This is a genomic window from Massilia sp. Masssp94 (genome assembly GCF_059491305.1).
Window position 1 is genome coordinate 6,438,904 of sequence record NZ_CP168501.1, and the last position, 21,922, is coordinate 6,460,825.

16 protein-coding genes are annotated in these 21,922 nt (G+C 67.9%); 6 read left to right on the forward strand and 10 right to left on the reverse strand.

The features are described from left to right. The first annotated feature begins 2 nt into the window (after nucleotides 1-2). Nucleotides 3-983, forward strand: coding sequence for a glycoside hydrolase family 43 protein (locus ACEN9G_RS28295; RefSeq protein WP_413340422.1), 981 nt, complete (start codon nucleotides 3-5; stop codon nucleotides 981-983). Here the strand turns inward: ACEN9G_RS28295 and kefC are convergent. Next, nucleotides 980-2,788 carry a glutathione-regulated potassium-efflux system protein KefC gene (gene kefC / locus ACEN9G_RS28300; protein WP_413340420.1) on the reverse strand — a complete coding sequence of 603 codons (1,809 nt, stop codon included), beginning with the start codon at nucleotides 2,786-2,788 and terminating at the stop codon, nucleotides 980-982. The two genes, ACEN9G_RS28295 and kefC, sit on opposite strands and share 4 nt — an antisense overlap. Further along, nucleotides 2,778-3,374, reverse strand: coding sequence for a glutathione-regulated potassium-efflux system oxidoreductase KefF (kefF, locus tag ACEN9G_RS28305; protein ID WP_413340419.1), 597 nt, complete (start codon nucleotides 3,372-3,374; stop codon nucleotides 2,778-2,780). Before kefF ends, kefC begins: the two co-directional genes overlap by 11 nt. 157 nt (nucleotides 3,375-3,531) lie before the next feature. Here kefF and ACEN9G_RS28310 point away from each other — a divergent pair, with 157 nt between their 5' ends. Beyond that, the gene (locus tag ACEN9G_RS28310; RefSeq protein ID WP_413340418.1) at nucleotides 3,532-3,843 is read left to right on the forward strand and encodes a hypothetical protein; all 312 of its coding nucleotides are present in this window, start codon (nucleotides 3,532-3,534) and stop codon (nucleotides 3,841-3,843) included. A 96-nt stretch (nucleotides 3,844-3,939) separates the two neighbouring features. Here ACEN9G_RS28310 and lpdA read toward each other — a convergent pair whose 3' ends face one another. The 4 genes from lpdA to ACEN9G_RS28330 are packed head-to-tail and all read right to left on the reverse strand — an operon-like array spanning nucleotide 3,940 to nucleotide 8,902. Beyond that, complete coding sequence (gene lpdA / locus ACEN9G_RS28315) at nucleotides 3,940-5,328, reverse strand: dihydrolipoyl dehydrogenase (RefSeq protein WP_413340416.1); 1,389 nt, start codon at nucleotides 5,326-5,328, stop codon at nucleotides 3,940-3,942. A 4-nt stretch (nucleotides 5,329-5,332) separates the two neighbouring features. Further along, nucleotides 5,333-6,625: a dihydrolipoamide acetyltransferase family protein gene (locus tag ACEN9G_RS28320; RefSeq protein ID WP_483127355.1), complete on the reverse strand. Its 1,293-nt coding sequence runs from the start codon at nucleotides 6,623-6,625 to the stop codon at nucleotides 5,333-5,335. Next, nucleotides 6,625-7,668, reverse strand: coding sequence for an alpha-ketoacid dehydrogenase subunit beta (locus ACEN9G_RS28325; protein WP_413344522.1), 1,044 nt, complete (start codon nucleotides 7,666-7,668; stop codon nucleotides 6,625-6,627). The genes ACEN9G_RS28320 and ACEN9G_RS28325 overlap by 1 nt, the downstream gene beginning before the upstream one ends. Before the next feature lies 1 nt (nucleotide 7,669). Then, a complete protein-coding gene (locus ACEN9G_RS28330; RefSeq protein ID WP_413344524.1) occupies nucleotides 7,670-8,902 on the reverse strand; it encodes a 3-methyl-2-oxobutanoate dehydrogenase (2-methylpropanoyl-transferring) subunit alpha in 1,233 nt (410 codons plus the stop codon). Between the two features lie 276 nt (nucleotides 8,903-9,178). Between ACEN9G_RS28330 and ACEN9G_RS28335 the strand changes: the two genes are divergently transcribed. After that, entirely contained in the window at nucleotides 9,179-12,418 is a 3,240-nt protein-coding gene (locus ACEN9G_RS28335) for a PAS domain-containing protein (protein WP_483127356.1), read from the forward strand. Here the strand turns inward: ACEN9G_RS28335 and ACEN9G_RS28340 are convergent. After that, nucleotides 12,370-13,359, reverse strand: a complete 990-nt coding sequence (locus ACEN9G_RS28340) for an alpha/beta fold hydrolase (protein ID WP_483127357.1) — start codon at nucleotides 13,357-13,359, stop codon at nucleotides 12,370-12,372. The two genes, ACEN9G_RS28335 and ACEN9G_RS28340, sit on opposite strands and share 49 nt — an antisense overlap. Nucleotides 13,360-13,402: 43 nt before the next feature. After that, on the reverse strand, nucleotides 13,403-14,875 hold the full coding sequence (locus ACEN9G_RS28345; RefSeq protein WP_413343773.1) for a flavin-containing monooxygenase: 1,473 nt from the start codon (nucleotides 14,873-14,875) through the stop codon (nucleotides 13,403-13,405). Nucleotides 14,876-14,959: 84 nt separating this feature from the next. Between ACEN9G_RS28345 and ACEN9G_RS28350 the strand changes: the two genes are divergently transcribed. Next, nucleotides 14,960-15,598 carry a TetR/AcrR family transcriptional regulator gene (locus ACEN9G_RS28350; RefSeq protein WP_413343771.1) on the forward strand — a complete coding sequence of 213 codons (639 nt, stop codon included), beginning with the start codon at nucleotides 14,960-14,962 and terminating at the stop codon, nucleotides 15,596-15,598. A 133-nt stretch (nucleotides 15,599-15,731) separates the two neighbouring features. On the opposite strand, the gene ACEN9G_RS28355 is transcribed toward ACEN9G_RS28350, so the two are convergent. Both ACEN9G_RS28355 and xth read right to left on the reverse strand, forming a co-directional pair. After that, nucleotides 15,732-17,381 carry a transposase gene (locus ACEN9G_RS28355; RefSeq protein ID WP_483127358.1) on the reverse strand — a complete coding sequence of 550 codons (1,650 nt, stop codon included), beginning with the start codon at nucleotides 17,379-17,381 and terminating at the stop codon, nucleotides 15,732-15,734. Between the two features lie 62 nt (nucleotides 17,382-17,443). Continuing rightward, a complete protein-coding gene (xth, locus tag ACEN9G_RS28360) occupies nucleotides 17,444-18,229 on the reverse strand; it encodes an exodeoxyribonuclease III (RefSeq protein WP_413344429.1) in 786 nt (261 codons plus the stop codon). 187 nt (nucleotides 18,230-18,416) lie between these two features. Here xth and ACEN9G_RS28365 point away from each other — a divergent pair, with 187 nt between their 5' ends. Both ACEN9G_RS28365 and ACEN9G_RS28370 read left to right on the forward strand, forming a co-directional pair. Next, complete coding sequence (locus ACEN9G_RS28365; protein ID WP_413344427.1) at nucleotides 18,417-20,816, forward strand: glycoside hydrolase family 31 protein; 2,400 nt, start codon at nucleotides 18,417-18,419, stop codon at nucleotides 20,814-20,816. Between the two features lie 73 nt (nucleotides 20,817-20,889). Next, nucleotides 20,890-21,912: a hypothetical protein gene (locus tag ACEN9G_RS28370; RefSeq protein WP_495605490.1), complete on the forward strand. Its 1,023-nt coding sequence runs from the start codon at nucleotides 20,890-20,892 to the stop codon at nucleotides 21,910-21,912. Nucleotides 21,913-21,922 lie beyond the last annotated feature (10 nt).

Below are 21,922 nucleotides of genomic sequence, written 5' to 3' on the forward strand. Positions count from 1 at the left end.
CCATGGCGAAGACGTATCGCAACCCGGTCTACCCGGACGTGTTCGCGGACCCGTTCGTGCTGCGCCACGACGGCGTGTATTACGCGTACGGCACGGCGCCGGGCGGCGCGGACGGGCGCCAGGTGCCGGTGCTGCGCTCGACGGATCTCGTCGAATGGGAACCGCTGGCCCACGCGCTGCTGCCGATCGGCGAGGCGCACTACTGGGCGCCGGAAGTCGCGAGCCACGGTGGCCGCTTCTACATGTACTACTCGGCCGGGTCGGCGCCGGAAGGCACGGACCAGAAGCTGCGCGTGGCCGTCGCCGACCACCCGGCCGGCCCGTTCGTCGACAGCGGCAAGCTGCTCGTGCCCGATCGACCGTTCGCCATCGACGCGCATCCGTTCCGTGCGGAGGACGGGCAGTGGTATCTGTTCTACTGCGCCGATTTCCTGGAACTGGAAGGCGGGTACCGCGTCGGCACGGGCATCGTCGTCGACCGGCTCGTCGACATGACGACGCTGGCGGGCGAACCGCGCGTCGTGGTCCGTCCGCACGAGGACTGGCACGTGTTCCGCAAGGGCCGCACGATGTACGGGGCCGTGTACGACTGGCACACGGTGGAGGGCGCGGCCGTGCTGCAGCACGACGGCCGCTACTATTGTTTCTACAGCGGCGGCGCGTGGGAGCGCGACAATTATGGCGTCAGCTGGGTCGTGGCGGACGATCCGCTCGGGCCGTACACGCGGCCGGAAGGCGGGCACGAAGCGCTGCTCATGCGTACGCCGAAAGGCGGGGACCTGCTGGGGCCGGGGCACAATTCGTTCACCACCGGGCCGGACGGCACGTCCACATGGATCGTGTACCACGCGTGGGACCTCGCGCAGACGGCGCGGCGCATGTGCATCGACCGGATCGACTGGGTGGACGGGAAGCCGTCCACGCCGGGGCCGACGTGGACGGACCAGCCGGCGCCGCAGGATGATGACGCGTCACGCGCTTAGTCCCAGTCGCTGCCGGTCTCCTCGTCGAACGCCTTGCGGTCGCGCGAAATCATGGCCTCGAGTTCCTCGCGCGCCTGCTTGGCCATCGACACGAACGTCTCGCGGTCCTTGTAATACGGATACACCGCATCGAGCGTCTGCTTGTTGTAGCGCCTGAATTTCAGCGCGGCCTGCCGCGTGGCGTACGCGCTCTGGCCCAGGCCCGCCGTCATCACGGAGCGGCCCAGCCGCAGCGCCGCTTCAAAGGTCTCGCGCTCGATCAGTTCCACGCCCCGGTCCATCAGCTGGTAGTAGTGCGTGACGTTGCGGGCGCGCGCGAACACGGGCAGGTCCGGATACTCGCGCCGCACGGCGTCCACGAGCTTCAGGCTGTCCTCGATGTCGTCGATGGCGACGACGACGGCTCTGGCCTTCGGCGCACCCGCGGCGCGCAGCAGGTCGGGCCGGGTCGCGTCGCCATAGAACACCTTGAAGCCGAAGTGGCGCAGCACCTCGATCTGGTCCGGGTCGTGGTCCAGCACCGTCAGGCGCACGTTGTTCGCGTGCAGGAAGCGGCCCACGATCTGGCCGAAGCGGCCGAAGCCCGCGACGATCACGTGGTCCTCGTTCGGCTCGATGCGGTCGGCCTTGCGCTTGCCGCCGCGGCCCTCGCGGCCGGCCGACAGGCGGTCGTAGGCCATCAGCGCGAGCGGCGTCACGACCATCGACAGCGCGACGACGACGACGAGGATGTTCGCCACGTCCGGCGAGAACACCTTTGCCGTCGCGGCCGCGCCGAACACGACGAACGCGAATTCGCCGCCCTGCGCGAGCAGAAGGGAAAACTGCAGGTGTTGGCCGCGCGCGATCTTCAGCCCGCGCGACAGGCCGTACAGCACGGCGATCTTGATGACCAGGAAGCCGGCGACGAGGCCCAGCACGAGGCCAGGCTGCGCGAGGAACACGGCGAAGTCGACGGACATGCCGACCGCGATGAAAAAGAGGCCGAGCAGCAGGCCCTTGAACGGTTCCAGGTCGGTCTCGAGCGCGTGGCGATATTCCGAGTCGGCCAGCAGCACGCCGGCCATGAAGGCGCCGAGGGCCATCGACATGCCCACCCACTGCATCAGCAGCGAGATCGCGATCACGAGCAGCAGCGCGAACGCGGTGAAGATTTCGCGGGCATCCGTCTTGGCGATGATGCGCAGCACGGGCCGGAGCAGGAAACGGCCCGCGACGACAAGACCCGCGAGCACGCCCGCGACCTTCAGCGCCGCGATCCACGCATTCCCGCCGCCACCGGCGGATTCCGGCACGCCCAGTAAAGGCACGATGGCGATCATCGGGATCGCGGCGATGTCCTGGAACAGCAGGATCGCGAAGCCGGCCTGGCCGGCCGGTGTCGGCATCAGGTTGCGTTCTTCCAGCGAGGCGAGGGCGATCGCGGTCGACGACAGCGACAGGCCCAGGCCCGCGATCAGCGCGATCTTCCAGTCGATGCCGGCCAATAGCGCGGCGCCGAACAGGCCGGCCGCGACCCCGAGCACCTGCGCGCCGCCCCAGCCGAAGATCGGCCGGCGCAGCGCCCACAGGCGGCTTGGTTCCAGCTCCAGGCCAATCAGGAACAGCAGGAGCACGACGCCGAATTCGGCGAAGTGCAGCGCGTCCTCGCCATCGGCGACGAAGCGCAGGCCGAACGGGCCGATGAGGATCCCGGCGACGAGATAGCCCAGCACGGCGCCCATGCCGAGACGCTTCGCGAGCGGGACGACCAGTACGGCGGCGCCGAGGTAGACGACCGCGTTTTGCAGCAGCTTATCTTCCATGACTTGCTCCATGCGGGCGCTCCCCCGATGTGGCCGCCAGCCCCGCATAGCCTTCGAGACGATGGCGGAATTCGCCAGCGAACGCGTCGATCGCTTCCGGCGTCGCCTGTGCGGCGCCGTGCATGACGAGCGGCGCGATCCAGTCCATGCCGCACAGGGCGGCCGTCGCTTCGTACGGCGCGAGGAAGTCGGCGAACGGCCGGCCGTGCAGGCCGCCGGGCTGGTAGGCGTCCGGACCGCTGCCCGTCGTCGTCACGAGCCAGAAGCTTTTCCCGCGCAGCGCGCACTCGCCCGTGTGGGCGTAATCGTTATAGGCCCAGCCGGGCTGCAGCACGACGTCCATCCATTCCTTGACGATGGACGGCATGCCATACCAGCGGAACGGGTGCAGGAACACGAGCAGGTGGGCGGCACGCAGCCGCTCGCGCTCCTGCTCGCCGTCGATATCGAAATCGGGATAGCGTTGGTACAGGTCGCACAGCTCGACGCCGGGCAGCGCCCGTGCCGTCTCGGCGAGGCGGCGGTGGACGGGCGAGCGGTGCGGCGCCGGGTGGGCGTAGATCACCAGGATGTTCGGTTCGTTCATTCGTCATTCATCAATTGCAACATCGTTTTATAGCATACAAGACATGCCTTGCGTCATTCTCGCCCGACATGTCCTACAAGCCAGCCGGGTGCGTGCCTATAGTGGGCGGATACGGGAGGATTATGATGGTCATCAACGCGAACGAATGGAGAATCCTATGTCCATGCAGAGCGAAGGCAACAACGCCAAAGGGCGCAACTACGACCAGGTGACGAAGGACGGCACGAGTTCCGCCGGCACGTTGGGCGCGGGCGGCACCGGCGCCGGTACGAATGCTCAGTCGGATACCGGCGGCAACCTGCAAAAAGGCAGGGCGGACGATTTGCTGAGCAATGATGCGGACCGCGACAGCGAAGGCTTCGTCGGCGAGGAAGCGGGTGAATTGCAGACCGGCCTCGGCGGCATCGGCAGCCTGAGCACCGGCAACGCGGGCAGCCGCCAGTCGGACGACGACAAGGCATCGGAGTAAGGCCCGGCGGGTCCGGGATCGGGGGCGCGCCAGCGGTCTGGTGCGCGGTACGGGCGAAAGGCGCCGGGGGCGACGCCGTTCGCCCGTGCGTTTTTGTCAGATGTGCAGCGCGTGGCCCAGTGCCCTCAGGGCCGCTTCCTGCACCGCCTCGCCCAACGTCGGATGAGCGTGGATCGTGCCCGCGACGTCCTCCAGCTGCGCACCCATCTCGATCGATTGCACGAACGCCGCAGACAGTTCCGACACCGCGCCGCCCACCGCCTGCCAGCCGACGATCACGTGATTGTCCTTGCGGGCGACCACGCGTACGAAGCCGTCCGTGGACTCCAGCGTCATCGCCCGGCCGTTGGCGGCGAACGGGAAGCTCGCGCCGATGCAATCCACGCCCAACCCAGCAGCTTCCTGCGGCGTCATGCCCACGACGACCACTTCCGGGTCCGTGAAGCAGACGGCGGGAGTCGCGCCTGGCGTGAAATGGCGGCGCTTGCCGGCGATGATCTCGGCCACCATCTCGCCCTGGGCCATCGCGCGGTGCGCGAGCATCGGCTCGCCCGTGAGGTCGCCGATGGCCCACACGTTGCGCATCGACGTGCGGCACTGGTTGTCGGTGCGGACATAGCGCCCGTTCATGTCGAGCAGCAGGCTCTCCAGGCCGTAGCCCGCCGTGCGCGGCCGCCGGCCGACGGCGACGAGCACGCGGTCCGCTTCCAGCACGACTTCCTCGCCGCCGCCATCCTTCATGCGGACGCCACGGCCGTCTTCCGCGAGGCCCAATACGCTCGATTCCAGGTGCAGGCCGATGCCCAGCCGCTTCAGGCTCGCCGCAACGGGCTTCACGAGTTCGTCGTCATAGGCGGGCAGCACGCGGCCGGCCGCTTCCACGACCGTCACCCGCGCACCCAGCTTGCGGTAGGCGATGCCCAGTTCCAGGCCGATGTACCCGGCGCCGACGACGACCAGGTGCTCGGGCAGGGTGCCGGGGGCGAGCGCTTCCGTCGACGACACGACGTTGCCGCCGAACGGCATGAACGGCAGTTCGACGGGCACGGAGCCGGTCGCGAGCAGCAGGTGTTCGCAATGGATCCGCAGGTCGCCCACCGCGACCGTCTTGCCGTCGAGGATGCGCGCCCAGCCTTGCGCGACTTTCACGCCATTCTTCTTCAGCAGCGCGCCGACGCCGCCCGTCAGGCGCTTGACGATGCCGTCCTTCCACGCGACCGTTTGCCTGACGTCGATGGTCGGCGCGCCCGTGCGGATGCCGAGCGGCGACTCGCCCGCGTAGCCGGCGGCCTGGTGGAAGGCGTCTGCCGCATGGATCAGCGCCTTGGACGGGATGCAGCCGATGTTCAGGCATGTGCCGCCCAGGTCCGCGCCTTCGACGAGCACGGTCGGGATGCCCAGTTGCCCGGCACGGATCGCGGCGACATAGCCGCCCGGGCCGCCGCCGATGACGAGGAGGGTGGTGTTCTCGGTATTGACCGTCATGCGCTCACTCCACGAACAGGGTGGCCGGCGACTCGAGATACGAGCGTACCGCCTGGATGAATTCCGCCGCCACCATGCCGTCGATGACGCGGTGGTCGAACGACGACGACAAATTCATCAGCTTGCGCGCCACCATGCCGCCATTCCTGATGACGGGCCGGTCGACGATGCGGTTCACGCCCACGATCGCCACTTCCGGGTGGTTGATGACGGGCGTGCTGACGATGCCGCCCAGCGCGCCCAGGCTCGTGATCGTGATCGTCGACCCGGACAACTCGTCTCGCGCCGCCTTGCCATGGCGCGCCGCATCCGCCAGCCGGGCGATCTCCGCCGCGCTGGCCCACGGATCGCGCGCTTCCGCATGGCGCACGACGGGCACCATCAGGCCGGCATCCGTCTGCGTCGCGATGCCCATGTGGACGGGCGCGTAGCGCGTCACCACGTTGGCCTGGTCGTCGTAGCGGGCGTTCACGTCGGGGAAGCGACGGATCGCGAGGACGACGGCGCGCATCAGCAGCGGCAGCAGGGTGATCTTGCCCCGCTCCTCGCCATAGCGCGCGTTCAGCTGGCCGCGCAGCGCTTCCAGCTCCGTCACGTCGACTTCCTCGACGTACGTGAAATGCGGGATCTGGCGCTTCGCCAGTTGCATCTTCTCCGCGATCTTGCGGCGCAGGCCGATCACGGGGACGGCTTCTTCTCCTTCCAGTTCCGCATAACGCCCGTCCGCGCCCGCAGCGCGGCCGCGCCCCGCCACATGCGCATCGAGGTCCGCGTGCGTGATGTGGCCCGCGGGGCCGCTGCCGGCCACGTATTGCAGCTCGATGCCCAGGTCCCACGCGCGCTTGCGGACGGCCGGCGCGGCCAGCGGTTTTTCACCCGCCGCGCGCAATGCAGGCGCAGGCGCGCGCGCGGGACGCGGCGGCGCAGCGACGATGGCCGCCGCCTGCGCGACGCTTGCGGCGGCTTCGGCCACCCGCGGCGGCTCCGGCACGAAGCCGTGCGGCACCTCCGCGGGTTCGTCGGCCGGCGGTGGCGCCGCCTTCGCATTCCCCGCACCGTCCACTTCCAGCCGGATCAGCTCGGCGCCGACCGCCAGCGATTCCCCGACCTTGCCGCCGAGTGAGATCACCGTCCCGTGCACCGGCGACGGAATCTCCACGGTCGCCTTGTCCGTCATGACGTCGGCCAGGATCTGGTCTTCGACGATCGCATCGCCCGGCTGCACGCGCCACGCGACGACTTCCACTTCCGCGATGCCTTCGCCCAGGTCCGGCATCTTGATCACATGCTGCCCCATCACGCCTCCATCGCTCGTTTGAATGCCGCGCCCACGCGGTCCGGCCCCGGAAAATACGCCCATTCCTGCGCATGCGGGTAGGGCGTGTCCCAGCCCGTCACGCGCTCGATGGGCGCCTCGAGGTGGTAGAAGCAGTGTTCCTGCACGAGGGCCGCGAGTTCCGCGCCGAAGCCGCTCGTGCGGGTCGCTTCGTGAACGACGACGCAGCGGCCCGTCTTCCTGACGGATGCGACGACCGTCTCGAGGTCCAGCGGCCACAGGGTGCGCAGGTCGATGATCTCGGCGTCGATGCCCGTCTCGTTCGCGGCCGCCTCGGACACCCACACCATCGTGCCGTACGTGAGCACGGTGAGGTCGGCGCCTTCTCTGAACACGGCGGCCTTGTCCAGCGGGACCGTGTAATAGCCTTCCGGGACTTCGCCCTTCGGGTGCTTCGCCCACGAGACGACGGGGCGGTCGTGGTGGCCGTCGAACGGACCGTTGTACAGCCGCTTCGGTTCCAGGAAGATGACGGGGTCGTCGTTCTCGATCGCGGCGATCAGCAGGCCTTTCGCGTCGTACGGATTCGACGGCATCACCGTGCGCAGCCCGCACACGTGCGTGAAGAACGCTTCCGGGCTCTGGCTGTGCGTCTGGCCGCCGTAGATGCCGCCGCCGCAGGGCATGCGGATCGTCAGCGGCGCGGTGAAATCGCCTGCCGAGCGGTAGCGCAGGCGCGCCGCTTCCGACACGATCTGGTCGGTCGCCGGATAAAAATAGTCGGCGAACTGGATCTCGACGACGGGCCGCAACCCGTACGCCGCCATGCCCACCGCCGTGCCGACGATGCCGCCTTCCGAGATCGGCGCGTCGAAGCAGCGCTGCTTGCCGTATTTCGCCTGCAGGCCGTCGGTCACGCGGAACACGCCGCCGAAATAGCCCACGTCCTGGCCGTAGATGACGACGTTGTCGTCGCGCCCGAGCATGACGTCCATGGCCGAGCGGAGGGCCTGGATCATCGTCATCGGGGTGGTCTTGATGTCGTTGTCGATGTCGCGCTTCATGTCACACCCCCAGTTGCTGGCGTTGGCGGCGCAGGTGTTCGGGCATGTCCTTGTAGACGTCCTCGAACATCGACGCGGCGCTCGGCACGCGGCCGTCGATCAGCGTGCCGTGGCGCTCCGCTTCCTTCTGCGCGGCCAGCACCTCGGCTTCCAGTTCGGCCTGCAGGGCCTCGTGTTCCGCGTCCGACCACCAGCCTTTGCCGATCAGGTGGCGGCGCAGGCGGCCGATCGGATCGCCCAGTGGGAAATAGGTCCATTCGTCGGCGGGCCGGTAGCGCGACGGGTCGTCCGACGTCGAGTGCGGCCCGGCGCGGTACGTCACCCATTCGATGAGCGTGGGACCGAGGTTGCTGCGCGCCCGCTCGGCGGCCCAGCACGACGCGGCATACACGGCCAGGAAATCGTTGCCGTCCACGCGCAGCGACGCGATGCCCGCGCCGACGCCGCGGGCGGCGAAGCTGACGCTCTCGCCACCGGCGATGGCCTGGAAGGACGAGATCGCCCACTGGTTGTTGACGACGTTCAGTATCACGGGCGCCTGGTACACGTGCGCGAACGTGAGGCCCGTGTGGAAATCGCTTTCCGCCGTGGCGCCGTCGCCGATCCAGCCGGACGCGATCTTCGTGTCGCCCTTGATCGCGGACGCCATGGCCCAGCCGACCGCCTGCGGGATCTGCGTCGCGAGGTTGCCCGAGATCGTGAAGAAACCTTTGTTCTTCACGGAATACATCACGGGCAGTTGGCGGCCCTTCAGCGGGTCCGCCTCGTTCGACAGCAGCTGGCACACCATGTCCACGAGCGGATACTCGCGCGCCATCAGCAGGCTTTGCTGGCGGTAGGTGGGGAAGCACATGTCGCCATCCTTCAGGGCGAGCGCATGGGCGCTGCCGATGGCCTCCTCGCCGAGCGAGGTCATGTAGAACGACAACTTCTTCTGGCGCTGCGCGATCACCATGCGCGCGTCGAAGATGCGGGTCTTCATCATCGTTCTCAGGCCGAAGCGCAAGGTGTCGCGGTCGAGGCCCGGATCCCACGGGCCGACGGCATTGCCGTCGTCGTCCAGCACGCGGATCATGCCGGCGGCAAGTAGCGCCGTGTCCTGGTAGCGGACGTCGACGGGCGGCCGGGGCGTGTCGCCGGCCCGGTGGATGTCGAGGTAAGAAAAATCGGTCTTGCAACCCGGGCGGCCGGTAGGCTCCGGGACGTGCAGCGACAGAGGTGTACTCTGGCTCATAAACGCTGTCCCCCTTGGTAAGGTGTGTGTGCGGCAGCAACATATTAATTCCGGAAAGACGGCGCACGGGTGCTTTCGCCGGGAATTTTCGTGCTGCCCTGCAGCATGCCGGCACGGGATCGCCGCGCGCGCGCCCGCCGCATCTGGCCCGCACCTTAGCATGCGGTGCAGCGGACAGGGGCCGATCCGGACAAGGTCGCGAATCGTGTGACCGCACGATGGTAAACGCGATTAAAATCGCGGACTTCAGAATATTCCAGCGGGCAGATTCACACGATGTCGACTCAGGCGGCTCCGGTCAGGACCTTTGGTGCGGGCGGCGGCCTGCTAGGCGGAATCATCGACGACTACGACTGGGCCGGCACGAGCCTCGGCCCCATCTGCCGCTGGCCGGACGTCGTCCGTACGACCGTCGAACTGATCCTGCGTTCGCCCGTGCCCATCGTCACGTTATGGGGCGAGGACGGCGTCATGATCTACAACGACGCGTATTCCGGCGTCGCGGGCGGACGCCATCCGCGCCTGCTTGGCTCCAGGGTGCGCGAAGGCTGGCCCGAAGTGGCCGACTTCAACGACAACGTGATGAAAGTCGGCCTGGCCGGCGGCACGCTGTCGTACCGCGACCAGGAACTGACCCTGCACCGCAGCGGCAAGCCCGAGCCGGTGTGGATGAATCTCGATTACTCGCCGATCGTCGATGCGGCCGGCGCCGTCGTCGGCGTGATCGCCATCGTCGTCGAGACGACGGCGAAGGTGCGCGCCGAGCGCTGGCTGAGCGGGGAACACGACCGCCTGCAGACGATGTTCGAGCAGGCGCCCGGCTTCATGGCCCAGCTGGCGGGCGCCGACCACGTGATCCAGTCCGCGAACGCAGCCTATCGCGCGCTTGCCGGCCAGCGCGACCTGCTCGGCAAGCCGCTGCGCGACGCGCTGCCGGAGACGGTGCCGCAGGGCGTGATCGCGATCCTCGACCAGGTCTACCTCACCGGCACGACCTACACCGCGACCGCGAGCCCGTTGTGGCTGGCCGACAGCCGCGGCAACCGCCGCCTGCACTACGTCGATTTCGTCTACCAGCCCGTGAAGCGCGAGGACGGCACCGTGTTCGGCATCTTCGTGCAGGGCGGCGACGTCACGGTGCGCGTCGAGGCCGAGCGGGCGCTGCGCGAGAGCGAGGAAAAATTCCGCACGTTCGCCGAGGCGATGCCGAACCCGGTATGGACGGCCACGAAGGACGGCAGGCTCGATTGGTTCAACACGCACGTGTACGCGTACGGCGGTCTCGATCACGCCGCTCTCGCGGGCATCGCGTGGACTGTCACCGTGCACCCCGACGACCTGCCGGCCGTGCAGAAGCGCTGGGCGATCGCCGTGGCGTCGGGCGCGCCGTTCGACGCCGAATTCCGCCTGCGCCGCGCGGACGGCACGTACCGCTGGCATCTGTCGCGCGCCGTCGCGCTGCGTGATGCGGACGGCAACGTGGCCCGCTGGATCGGCACCAGCATCGACATCGAAGACCAGAAGGTGATCGCGCACCGCCTCGCGGCGCTGAACGCGGACCTGGAATCGACGGTCGCGCGGCGCACGGCGGAACGCGACCGCATGTGGCGCCTGTCGCGCGACGTCATGCTCGTCGCGTCGTTCGACGGCAACGTCGAAGCCGTCAGTCCGTCGTTCGGGTCGCTGCTCGGCTGGGCCGAGCACGACATCGTCGGCAAGAACTTCCTGCATCTCGTGCACCCGGACGACCAGGCCGCGACGATGGCGCAGATGGCGTCGCTGGGCGAGGGCCATTACGTCTATAAATTCGAGAACCGCTACCGGCGCAAGGACGGCAGCTATTGCGTGCTGTCGTGGACCGCGGCGCCGGACGCCGATTTCATCCACGCGATCGGCCGCGACATCACGGCCGACCGCGAACAGGCGGAGCAGATCCGCCGCACGGAACTGGCACTGCAGCAGTCGCAGAAGATGGAGACGATCGGCAAGCTGACGGGCGGCGTGGCGCACGATTTCAACAACCTCCTGCAGATCATTTCGGGCAACCTGCAGCTGCTGGAAATGAACACGGGGGGCGCGGACGGGCTTGCCAACACGAAGCGGTGGATCGGGAATGCGCGTCAGGCCGTGGAAAAGGGCGCGAAGCTGGCGAGCTACCTGCTCGCGTTCGGCCGCCGCCAGCCGCTGGAACCGAAGGTGGTCAAGATCGGCCGCGTCGTGACGGGCATGGAAGACATGCTGCGCCGCGCACTCGGCGAACAGATCGAAGTGGAGCTCGCGCTCTCGGGCGGATTGTGGAATACGGCGGTCGACGTGGCGCAGGTGGAGAACGCGATCCTCAACCTTGCCATCAACGCGCGCGACGCCATGTCCGGTGCGGGCAAGCTGACGATCGAGGCGCACAACGCCATCCTCGACGATTTATATTGCCGCACGCACGGCGACGTGGCGCCGGGCCAGTACGTGATGCTGGCCGTGACGGACACGGGCAGCGGCATGACACCGGACGTGCTGCGCCAGGCGTTCGAGCCGTTCTTCTCGACCAAGGCGGAGGGTAAAGGTTCCGGCCTCGGCCTGTCGATGGTGTATGGCTTCGTCAAGCAGTCCGGCGGCCACGTCAAGATCTACAGCGAGCCGGGGCAGGGCACGACGGTGAAGCTGTACCTGCCGCGCACGACGGCGGCCGAGGAACCCCTGGGCCCGATGGATCCGCACCAGCCGGCCGTCGGCGGTACCGAGACGATCCTCGTGGCGGAAGACGACGAAGCCGTGCGCACGACCGTCGTCGAGATGCTGACCCGGCTCGGCTACCGCGTGCTGAAGGCGGCCGATGCGGCCAGCGCGCTCGCGGTGGTGGAATCCGGCGTGCCGATCGACGTGCTGTTCACGGACGTCGTCATGCCCGGCACCCTGCGCAGCCCGGACCTCGCCCGCATGGCCCGCGAACGGCTGCCGAACCTCGCCGTGCTGTTCACGTCCGGGTACACGGAAAACTCGATCGTGCACGGCGGCCGCCTCGATCCGGGCGTGGAGCTGCTGGGCAAGCCGTACACGCGCGAAAGCCTGGCGCGCCGCATCCGCCAGGTGCTCGCGAACCAGAGAAACCGCGTCCACGTGGACAGCGCGCCGTCGAATGTGCTGCCGATTCTGCCTTCGGCCGGGCGCAAGCCCGACCCGAGCCGCCTGCGCATCGTGCTGGTGGAAGACGAGGACGAGATCCGCGACGCGACCGCGGCGCTGCTGCGCCACCTGGGCCACGAGGTGCTCGAAGCCGTCGATGCGGAGCAGGCGCTCGCGCTCATTTCGTCCGCGTCGGACGTGCTGATCACGGACGTATTGTTGCCCGGCATGTCCGGCGACCTGCTGGCCGCCCAGGCCCGCACCCTGGCGCCCGGCATCCGCATCGTGTTCGCGACCGGGCAGGGAGAGGTCAACAACTGGCCGGACGCCGTCGTGCTGCGCAAGCCTTACGACCTGGCCGCGTTGACGGCGGCGCTGGCGGACAGCGGCGCCTGAGCCGCGGCCGCGTCGATGAACGCGGCCGTCGCGTCCGGATTCGTGATCGGCAGCATGTGGCCGCCCTCGACCAGTTCCAGGCGCGCTCCACGCACCTTGTCCGCGAGCGCCTGGCCGTGCGCCCGCCAGTCGAGGATGCGGTCGTCCTTGCCGTACAGGATGCTGACGGGAAGCTGCAGTTCGCCGTAGCGCGTCTCCTGCGCGGGCAGGCAGTCGGGGAGCGCGCGCAAGTCGTCGGACGCCGCCAGGAACGCGCTGGGACGCAGGCCAAGCAGGCCGCCGCCGCGCGTCGCGAAATCCGCCGGCACGGCTTCCGGGCCGAACACCTGGTCCAGGGCCACGCGGCTGTTCTTGATCGACGCGGGAATCGCGAGGGTCCATGCGACGATATTGCGCCACGTCGGCGACAGGATCGTCAGCCCTTGGAACACGGGCGGTACGTGCTCCTGCATGTGCGTCAGCGGCGCGACCAGCGCGAGGCCGCCCACGCGGTCCGGATGGCGCAGCGCGAGCGCGAGGGCGAGCGCACCGCCCAGCGAGTGACCCACGACGAGCGGACGCTCCAGTCTCAATTGTTCGATCAGCGCGGCGAGCATGGCGGCCTGCGTGTCCAGGTCGGCCGCCGTGCCGGGCGCGCGCGTGGAAAAGCCGGAGCCGGCGCGGTCGACGGCGACCATGCGGTAGCGCCCGGCCAGCCGGTCCGTCACGCCGTACGTGTAGTGCGCGAGCTGGCCAGCAAGGCCGTGCACGAGGAGCAGCGGGGGCAGGTTCGGATCGCCGCCGTCGAATTCCTGGATGTGCAGGCGCGCGCCGGGCACGTCGACGAAGCGGCCCTGCGGCGGCAGCACGGCTTCGACCTTGCGCGCGGTCCACAGCGTGAACAGGAAGGCCACGAACACCGGTAACGCGAGGACGGCGAGTAGTATCAGGACGAGAGTCATCGTTCGATCGCTTTCTTGAGGAGGTTCCGGTCACCGATGGGGTTCAAGGCAGGGCGCCTTTGCGGCCGAAACGCAGGACGCCGTCCGCGATACGGCCGAAGCGGATCGTCAGCATGTCCTGCACATAGTTCTGGTAGACCTGCCACGGCTTGCGCGAGCCCTGCTGCGGCAGCTCGGCGCGGGCGCGCAGTACGTAGCCCGAGGTGAAACCGAGGAACGGTTCCGGTTCGACGCCCGGTTCCCGGTGCACGACGGCGACATCCTGGCCCTCGCGGTCCATGTGGCGCAGCAGGCGCACGACCCAGGCGGCCGTCAGGTCGGCCTTCAGCGTCCACGACGCGTTCGTGTACCCGAACGTCATCACGCAGTTCGGCAGGTCGGACAGCATCATGCCCTTGTACGACATCGCGCCGTTCGGACGGAACGGCTTGCCGTCCACGGTGATGGCGATGCCGCCCAGCAGCTTGATCCTGAGTCCCGTCGCGAGCACGACCACGTCGGCGGGCAGCACCCTGCCGGATTCCAGCAGCAGGCCTTCTGGAGTGAAGCGCTGGATGCGGTCGGTCGCCACGCTCGCACGGCCCGTGCGGATCGCGCGGAACAGGTCGCCGTCGGGCACGACGCAGACGCGCTGGTCCCACGGCTTGTAACCGGGCGTGAAATGGGTGTCGACGTCGTAGCCCGGGCCCAGCTGGTGGCGGGCCATCTCGACGATCTTGCGTTTCGCGAGCTCCGGCTGCGACCGTGCGACGCGGTACAGCAGCATGCTCTCGACGATCACGCGCCAGCGCGTCAGCGCGTACGCGGCGCGTGCGGGGAGCCAGCGGCGCAGGCGCTGCGCGAAACCGTATTCGGACGGGCGACTCACGACATAGGTCGGGGAGCGCTGCAGCATCGTCACGTGGGCGGCGTCCTGCGCCATCGCGGGCACGAGCGTCACGGCCGTGGCCCCGCTGCCGACGACGACCACGTTCCGGCCCCGGTAATCCAGGCCGGCGGGCCAGAACTGCGGCTGCACGATGCGGCCGGCGAACGCGTCCTCGCCGTCGAAGCGGGGGCGGTATGCCTCGTCGTAGCTGTAGTAGCCGCTGCACATGTAAAGGAAACGGGTGCGCAGCCACACGCGCCGGCCGCCGTGCTCCGCCTCCACCCGCCAGTACGCGTCAATGCTCGACCACTGTGCGCCGACGACCTTGTAGCCGTAGCGGATGTGGCGGTCGATGCCGTTGTCGCGCGCCGTCTGCGCGATATAGCGCCGGATGGATGGCCCGTCCGCAATCGCCTTGCCTTCAGTCCAGGGCTGAAACGCGTAACCGAGGGTATACATGTCGGAGTCCGAGCGCACGCCGGGATAGCGGAACAGATCCCACGTGCCGCCGAGCGCGGCGCGTGCTTCCAGGATGGCCCAGGCCTTGCCGGGGCAGCCCCGCTGCAGGTGCCAGGCGGCGCCGATGCCGGACAGGCCGGCGCCGACGATGAGGACGTCGAAAAAGGGCTCCGCGGCGGCTTCTGTCATGGCGTGTGTCGTTGTGTATGGAATACGACTGACACTGTAGATTGTCACATATTGATAAGCAACGTTCTGTGCGAAAATAGAAGGATGCCTCCAGAAACTTCACAACCTGCCCGGCCCTATCGCGGCGTCCCGCAAGACGAACGGCGTGCGCAGCGGCGCGCGCAACTGATCGCGGCGGCCGTCGCCGTGTATGGCGAGCGCGGCTACCGCCAGTCGACCGTCAAGGCCGTCTGCGAGGCCGCCGCGCTGACCGAACGTTATTTTTACGAATCCTTCGCGAACAGCGAAGAGTTGTTGATCGCCTCGTTCAACGCCGTCACGTACGGCGTGCTGGGCGAGCTCACCGAAGCGGCCCAGCAGGCCGGCCGCAGCCGGGTCGCGCGGGCCCGTGCGATGCTGCATACGTATTTCGCGGCGCTGCAGCGCGAGCCCCGTTCGGCGCGCGTGTTCCTGGTCGAGATCCGCGGCGTCAGCCGGGCCGTCGACAAGGCGTTCGATGCCGCGCTGCGCGCCATCGGCGAACAGGTCGGCCGCTACGTCGTGCCGCCCGGCGTGCCGGCCGATCCGCTGCTGGAAGCGGGCATCGTCGGCGGCGTGATCCACATCGCGCTGCGCTGGATCGAGGACGGGTACGCGCCGGACATCGAGATCGTCACCGACAGCGCGTTACGCCTCGGGATGGTGCTGGGACGGGCGCCGGTGCGGCGGACTGTGGGCAACTGAGACACCGTCGTTCCCGCGCACGCGGGAACCCATGCCGATGCGCCGAAGTTGTACCGCCAAGCGCCTGCAGCATCTTTCATTTACGGGATTCTGTAGTTCAGTATGGGTTCCCGCTTTCGAGGCTGTCGCAATACTAAATAGTTGCACTGCGGAGCTTGATGCCTGCATCGAGTTCCGCGGGCAGCAGGAAATCGAAAGTTCGTGTCGCTCGTTTGGCGAATTGGCGTCTCAAAGATAAGAGTAGCCGCTGGAAGGCCGATGGATCGACGCAAAGGCACTTCAGCAGTGCTACGGCCCGCGCCAGGTTGTAAGCAAGGACATGCAACCCAAACTCACGGGTCACGCCGGCCATGCCACGGCGGCGAAAGCGATTGAGTCCCTGTTGCGCGCGTAGATAGCCGAACACAGGTTCCACCATCGCTTGCCGTTTGGAGAAGATAGCCCGCGCCTTGGGCTGGCGCATGACGGCACGCAGCGCATCGCGTTGCTCGTCTTCGGCATGGCGCCTGATTTCCCGTCTCTTGGTCTTCGTGCACTGCGCTCGCTTGGCGCAGTTTTCGCATGCGCGGGTCGTGTACAGTCGAAATTCGCGTGTCTTGTCCGTGCCGGGATAAATCTTGATCAGGCCAAGAGTCTGGCCAGCTGGGCAGCGGTAGGTGTCGGTCGACGCGTCGTACTCAAAGCTGCTCTTCGCGTACACGCCGCCCTTGCCGGTTTTGATTTCTTCGGGATCCTGTCCATCCGAGCAAAGCATGCTGATGTCGCGCTCCAACGTCGCGGCAATCACGCCATCGTCGAAATAACCGCCATCGAGCAGCAGCTCCTTTGGCTGCTCGCCGACGACGCGACCACTTTGGTCGAGCATGGCGCCGATGACTTTCGTTTCGCTCGACGCGTCCACCGCCATCGCCGTGATGATGCGGCTTTCATTGGCGAGAATGGATGGCTTGTACGAGGCGGCGCTGCCCCTGCCACGCTTGAGGCGCTGCACCGGTGCCTCTGGCTCGGTCGGACTCACTCGCAACGTGGTGGTGCTTCTGCTGCTGCGTTTGCATGCCTGCTCACGCTCCTTGTATGTCTTCAGGCATTCATCGCTGAGTTCAGCGTTGCGCTGCGCATCAGGATCGTCTGGAGACTCAGCCAGCTTGCGCCGGGCTGATTCAGCACGTTCTTTCAAAGCTTCTTCGCGCAGCAGTTTGTAATGGGAGCAGGCGGCCTCGATCACTGTGCCATCTCCTGCCAGGCGATGACTGCCCGCCCCAGTTTTCTTTAAGATCCTGCGCGTGAGCGATTCGAAAACCTGCGTAAGCAGCCCCTCGTGCATGACGATGAAACGGCCGATGTTCGCGTGGTCCGGTGCAATCCCCCCCGTCACCCACATACAGCCCAGATCCAGTCGCGAAAAACGCTCCAGCTCACGAAGGGAATGATGACCATGCATGATGCCGAACAGGATCAATCCCAACATCGCTCGTGGTGAATAGGGCGCGCGCCCAACGGCGCTATAGCGCTCTTCGAAAGGCTTCCAGTCTTCGCCGTCGAGCAGCTCGGCTACGACGAACGGCGCCTTTTGCGAAGCCTCTTTGAGGTATTCCTCGAGCCGAACCGGCCCAATGAAGATCTTGCCGGGATCACCCGAAATGAACCGACGGCCGCTCTGGGCGGCCGTCTTCGTCACCGATGTTTTTCCCATTGGCGCGGCACTGAACAAATTCAACTGCAGCTCATCTGGCGCGCTGATTTTCGATGAAGTACTGCTCCGTTTGCGATCAGGCTGTGTCATGCCGACATTTTAACGGTCGGCAGCTTTCGCGACAGGCTCTTTCGCGGGAACGACGTGAGGCCTTACGCCAACTTCGGCCAATCCAATTCAACCCACGTCGGCGCATGGTCGCTCGGCTTCTCGCGCCCGCGCACGTCGCGGTCGACGCCGGCCCCCTTCAGCTTCGGCGCGAGGGCGGGGCTCAGCAGCAGGTGGTCGATGCGCAGGCCCGCGTTGCGGCCGTACGCGTCACGGAAATAATCCCAGAACGTGTAGATGACTTCGCCGGGGTGCGTCGCCCGAAGGGCATCCGTCCAGCCCTGGTCGAGCAGGCGCTGGTAGGCCGCGCGCGTCTCCGGGCGGAACAGCGCATCGTCGAGCCAGCGTTCCGGCTTGTAGACGTCCAGTTCCGTCGGCATCACGTTGTAGTCGCCCGCGATGACGACCGGCGCACCCGTGGCGATGAGTTCCTGCGCGCGCAGCCGCAGGCGCTCGAACCAGCGCAGCTTGTACTCGAACTTCGGGCCCGGCGCCGGGTTCCCGTTCGGCAGGTACAGGCAGGCGACGAGGATGCCGTTCACGGCCGCCTCGATGTAGCGGCTCTGCTCGTCGTCGGGATCGCCCGGCAGGCCGCGCTGGAGTTCCTGCGGCTCGGTGCCGCGCGCGAGGATCGCGACGCCGTTCCAGCTTTTCTGGCCGTGCCAGATCGGACAATAGCCGGCCGCGCGGATCTCCATCTCGGGAAATTTTTCCTGCGGCGCCTTCAGCTCCTGCAGGCAGGCCACGTCGGGCTGCGTCTCCTCGAGCCATTGGAGCAGGGCGGGGAGGCGGCTGTTGATGCCGTTGACGTTGAAGGTGGCGATGCGCATGGGGTCTCTCATGGGTTGTCGTTGCCGCTATTTTGACCCGAGAATGCCGCGACCGCCGCACGACGCGCTGAAGTAGTCAAACTACGCGCAAATCTTCAGAAATTCTATGGCCTCTGCCTATCTCTGTAGCTTTTCTACGGAATGCGGTTAAACTCCCGTATTCCAACAACGATACCGCCCGGAGACCATGAAGCCGATCCCCCACGCCGTTCTCGCCCTCTGCCTGCTCGCCAGCCTGCCGTCCCAGGCACAGAATACGGAGCGCGCGTTCCTCGGCTACCGCAACGACAACGGGACGCTGGACATCGCCACCAGCGACGGCCGCTACCTGATCCGGCCCTACGACGCCAACATCGTCGAGACGAGCTTCGTGCCGCGCGGCGAGACGTTCGACCCGGCCTCGCACGCCGTCGTGCTGAAGCCCGGCCAGGCGCAGGCCACGGTCCGGGAGGCGGACGGGCGCATCCAGCTCGTCACGGACGGCATCACGGTCACGGTGGAAAAATCGCCGCTGCGCATCAGCTATGCGTACAAGGGAAAGCCGCTCGTCGCCGAGAAGGGGGGCTATGGCCACGCGGGAGAACTGGAAAGCATCGAGTTCGCGCTCGCGGGCGACGAGGCGCTGTACGGCGCCGGCTCGCGCGCCGTCGGCATGAACCGGCGCGGCAACCGCTTCCGCCTGTACAACCGGGCGTCGTACGGCTTCGGCAACCGCGCCGACCAGATGGGCTATGGCATTCCGATGGCCGTGTCGTCGCACAAGTACGCGATCCACTTCGACAACCCGCAGGCCGGCTGGCTCGATTTCGACAGCCGCAAGGACGGCACCCTGCGCTACGAAGTGATGGGCGGCCGCAAGACCTACCAGGTGATCGCGGGCGACGACTGGGCGCAGCTGATGGACGTGACGACGCGCCTGACCGGCCGCCAGCCGCTGCCCCCGCGCTGGGCCTTCGGCAATTTCGCGAGCCGCTTCGGGTACCACAACGAGGCCGAAGCGCGCGCCGTCGTCGATCGATTCATCGCGGACGGCATCCCGCTGGACGCCATCGTGTTCGACCTGTACTGGTTCGGCAAGACGGTCAAGGGCACGATGGGCAACCTTGCATGGGACCGCGACAGCTTCCCCCATGCCGAGGCGATGATGGCGGACTTCAACAGGAAGGGCGTCAAGACGGTCCTCATCACGGAGCCGTTCGTGCTGACGACGTCGAAGCGCTGGCAGGACGCCGCGCGGCACGGCGTCCTCGCGACGGATGCGCAGGGCAAGCCGTTCGTCTTCGATTTCTTTTTCGGGAACACGGGCCTGCTCGACGTGTTCAAGCCGCAGGCGCGCGACTGGTTCTGGAACATTTATAAAGACCTCAAGGCGGGCGGCGCCGCCGGCTGGTGGGGCGATCTGGGCGAGCCCGAGACGCATCCGTCGGCCGCGCGCCACGCCACCGGCACCGCGGACCAGGTCCACAACATCTACGGCCACGAATGGGCGAAGCTGATCGCCGACGGCTACGCGCGCGACTTTCCGCAGGAGCGGCCGTTCATCCTGATGCGCTCGGGCTACTCGGGTTCGCAGCGCTTCGGCATGATCCCCTGGTCCGGCGACGTGCAGCGGGGCTGGGGCGGCCTGCAGTCGCAGATGGAGATCGCGCTGCAGATGGGCATGCAGGGCCAGGCCTATATGCACTCCGACCTGGGCGGCTTTGCCGGGCCCGTGCTGGACGACGAGCTGTACGTGCGCTGGCTCCAGTACGGCGTGTTCCAGCCGATCTTCCGCCCGCATGCGCAGGAAGAAGTGCCGGCCGAGGCGATTTTCCGCACGCCGGCCGTGAAGGCGCGCGCACGCGACGCCATTCGCCTTCGTTACGCGATGCTGCCGTATAACTACACGGCCGCCTTCGACGACAGCCGCACCGGCATGCCCATGATGCGCCCCGTGCTGTTCGAGGATCCGGACAACGAATTCATGTCGACGACGGGCATCTCGTCCACGTACCTGTGGGGCCCGGACTTCCTCGTCGCCCCCGTCACGGAACCGGGCGCCACGCGCAAGGAAGTCTTCTTCCCGCGCAAGGGCAGCGTGTGGTTCGACTTCTACACGGACGAGCCGCACCACGGCGGCATCCTGGAGACGGTGACGCCGCGTCCGGACCGCATCCCGACTTATGTCCGCGCCGGCGCGTTCGTCCCGCTCGCGCAACCCGTGCAGAGCACGCGCGATTATTCGACGGCGAAGCTCGACCTGCATTACTGGCACGATGCCGGCGTGACGCAGGCGCAAGGCCACCTGTACGACGACGACGGCCACACCGCGCACGCGTTCGAAACGGGCAAGTACGAGCTGGTGCGGTTCTCCAGCACCTTCGCCGACGGCCGCCTGGCCCTGACGGTCGCGCCGGAACCCGGCGCCGCCGCGACGCCGACCGCGCGCACGTTCGACCTGAAGGTGCACAACGTGGCGGCGAAACCCCGGGCCGTGCAGGTCGGCGGCAAGGCGATCGCGTACCGCTGGGATGCGAAACGGCGCGTGCTCGACGTCAGGCTGCCGGCCGTTCGTACCGAGGCGTTGCAGGTGGTCGTGACACTGTAACGCAGGCGCGCTCCGCGCTTGGGTTGAATTCGGTACACTGCTCCTCCGGGAATCCGGAATTGCGCACCGCACCATGAAGACCCAATTGTTGCAAGACTTCCAGGAAAGCGGCTCGGCACCGTCGGCGCCGCCATCTCCGCCGCCATCTCAGGCCGCGCCGCGCCGGCGGCCGGCCGTCTGGCACGGCCCCGGTTCGCAGCGGGCCGAAGCCGGCGCGGCCGTCCAGAAGGCCGACCCCGGGCCGGCGCAACGCGCGCCGGAAGTCTCGGCGGGCGGCAAGGGCGTCGCGATCGAAGCGCTGGCCGACCGCATCGCGCAAGCTCGGACGGCACGGCCAACAGCGCCGCCGCCCGTCGACGAGCCCACCGTGCCCGGGGCCGCGGCCCGCCAGCCCCCGGAGCCGCCGGGCCCTCCCGAGCCGCCGCCGGTCGCCGATCACATTCCGCCGCCGCGCGCCGACGCGGGCACGATCCCGCGCCCCGTGCAGCCGGACATCGAAGCGGAATGGCTCGCCGCGCGCCTGCGCGAGGAAACGGCGGCGCGCGAGACGCCGGCCTGGACGAGCATGTGGAAACGCCGCCTCGTCACGTGGAGCATCGCGGGCGGCCTGCTGGCCGGCCTGGCGGCGGGCGGCTTGTGGCTGTACGAGGAAAACCGGGTCGAGGATGCGCTCGTCGTCGTGGCGAACACGTCACCGGCTGGGCAACCGCCGCCCGCGGCGGCCTTCGTGGCCCGCGCGCCAGCGCCAGCGCCTGCACCGGTGCCGGTGCAGCCCGCCGTCACGCCGGAACCCGTGAAGCCGGTGCCCGATGAGCCCGTCGCACCCGTCATCGAGGACAAGGCGCCTGCCGCGGCCCCGGCCGACGTCACGCCGTCCCGGCGCACGGCGCGCACCAGGACGGCGGTGAAGAAACAGGGCGCCGCGAAGGCGCGCCGCACGGCAACCAGAGCGACGCCTCCGGTCGCCGCCGACCCGTCGCCGCGCCAGCGCCGCGAAGAGACGCTGATGCAATGCCGGGCCCACGGCTACGACGCGCGCCGGTGTATCGAGCGCGCCTGTACGATGACGCGCTACGGCCTCGCCTGCAAAGGATAGGCCGGTGCGG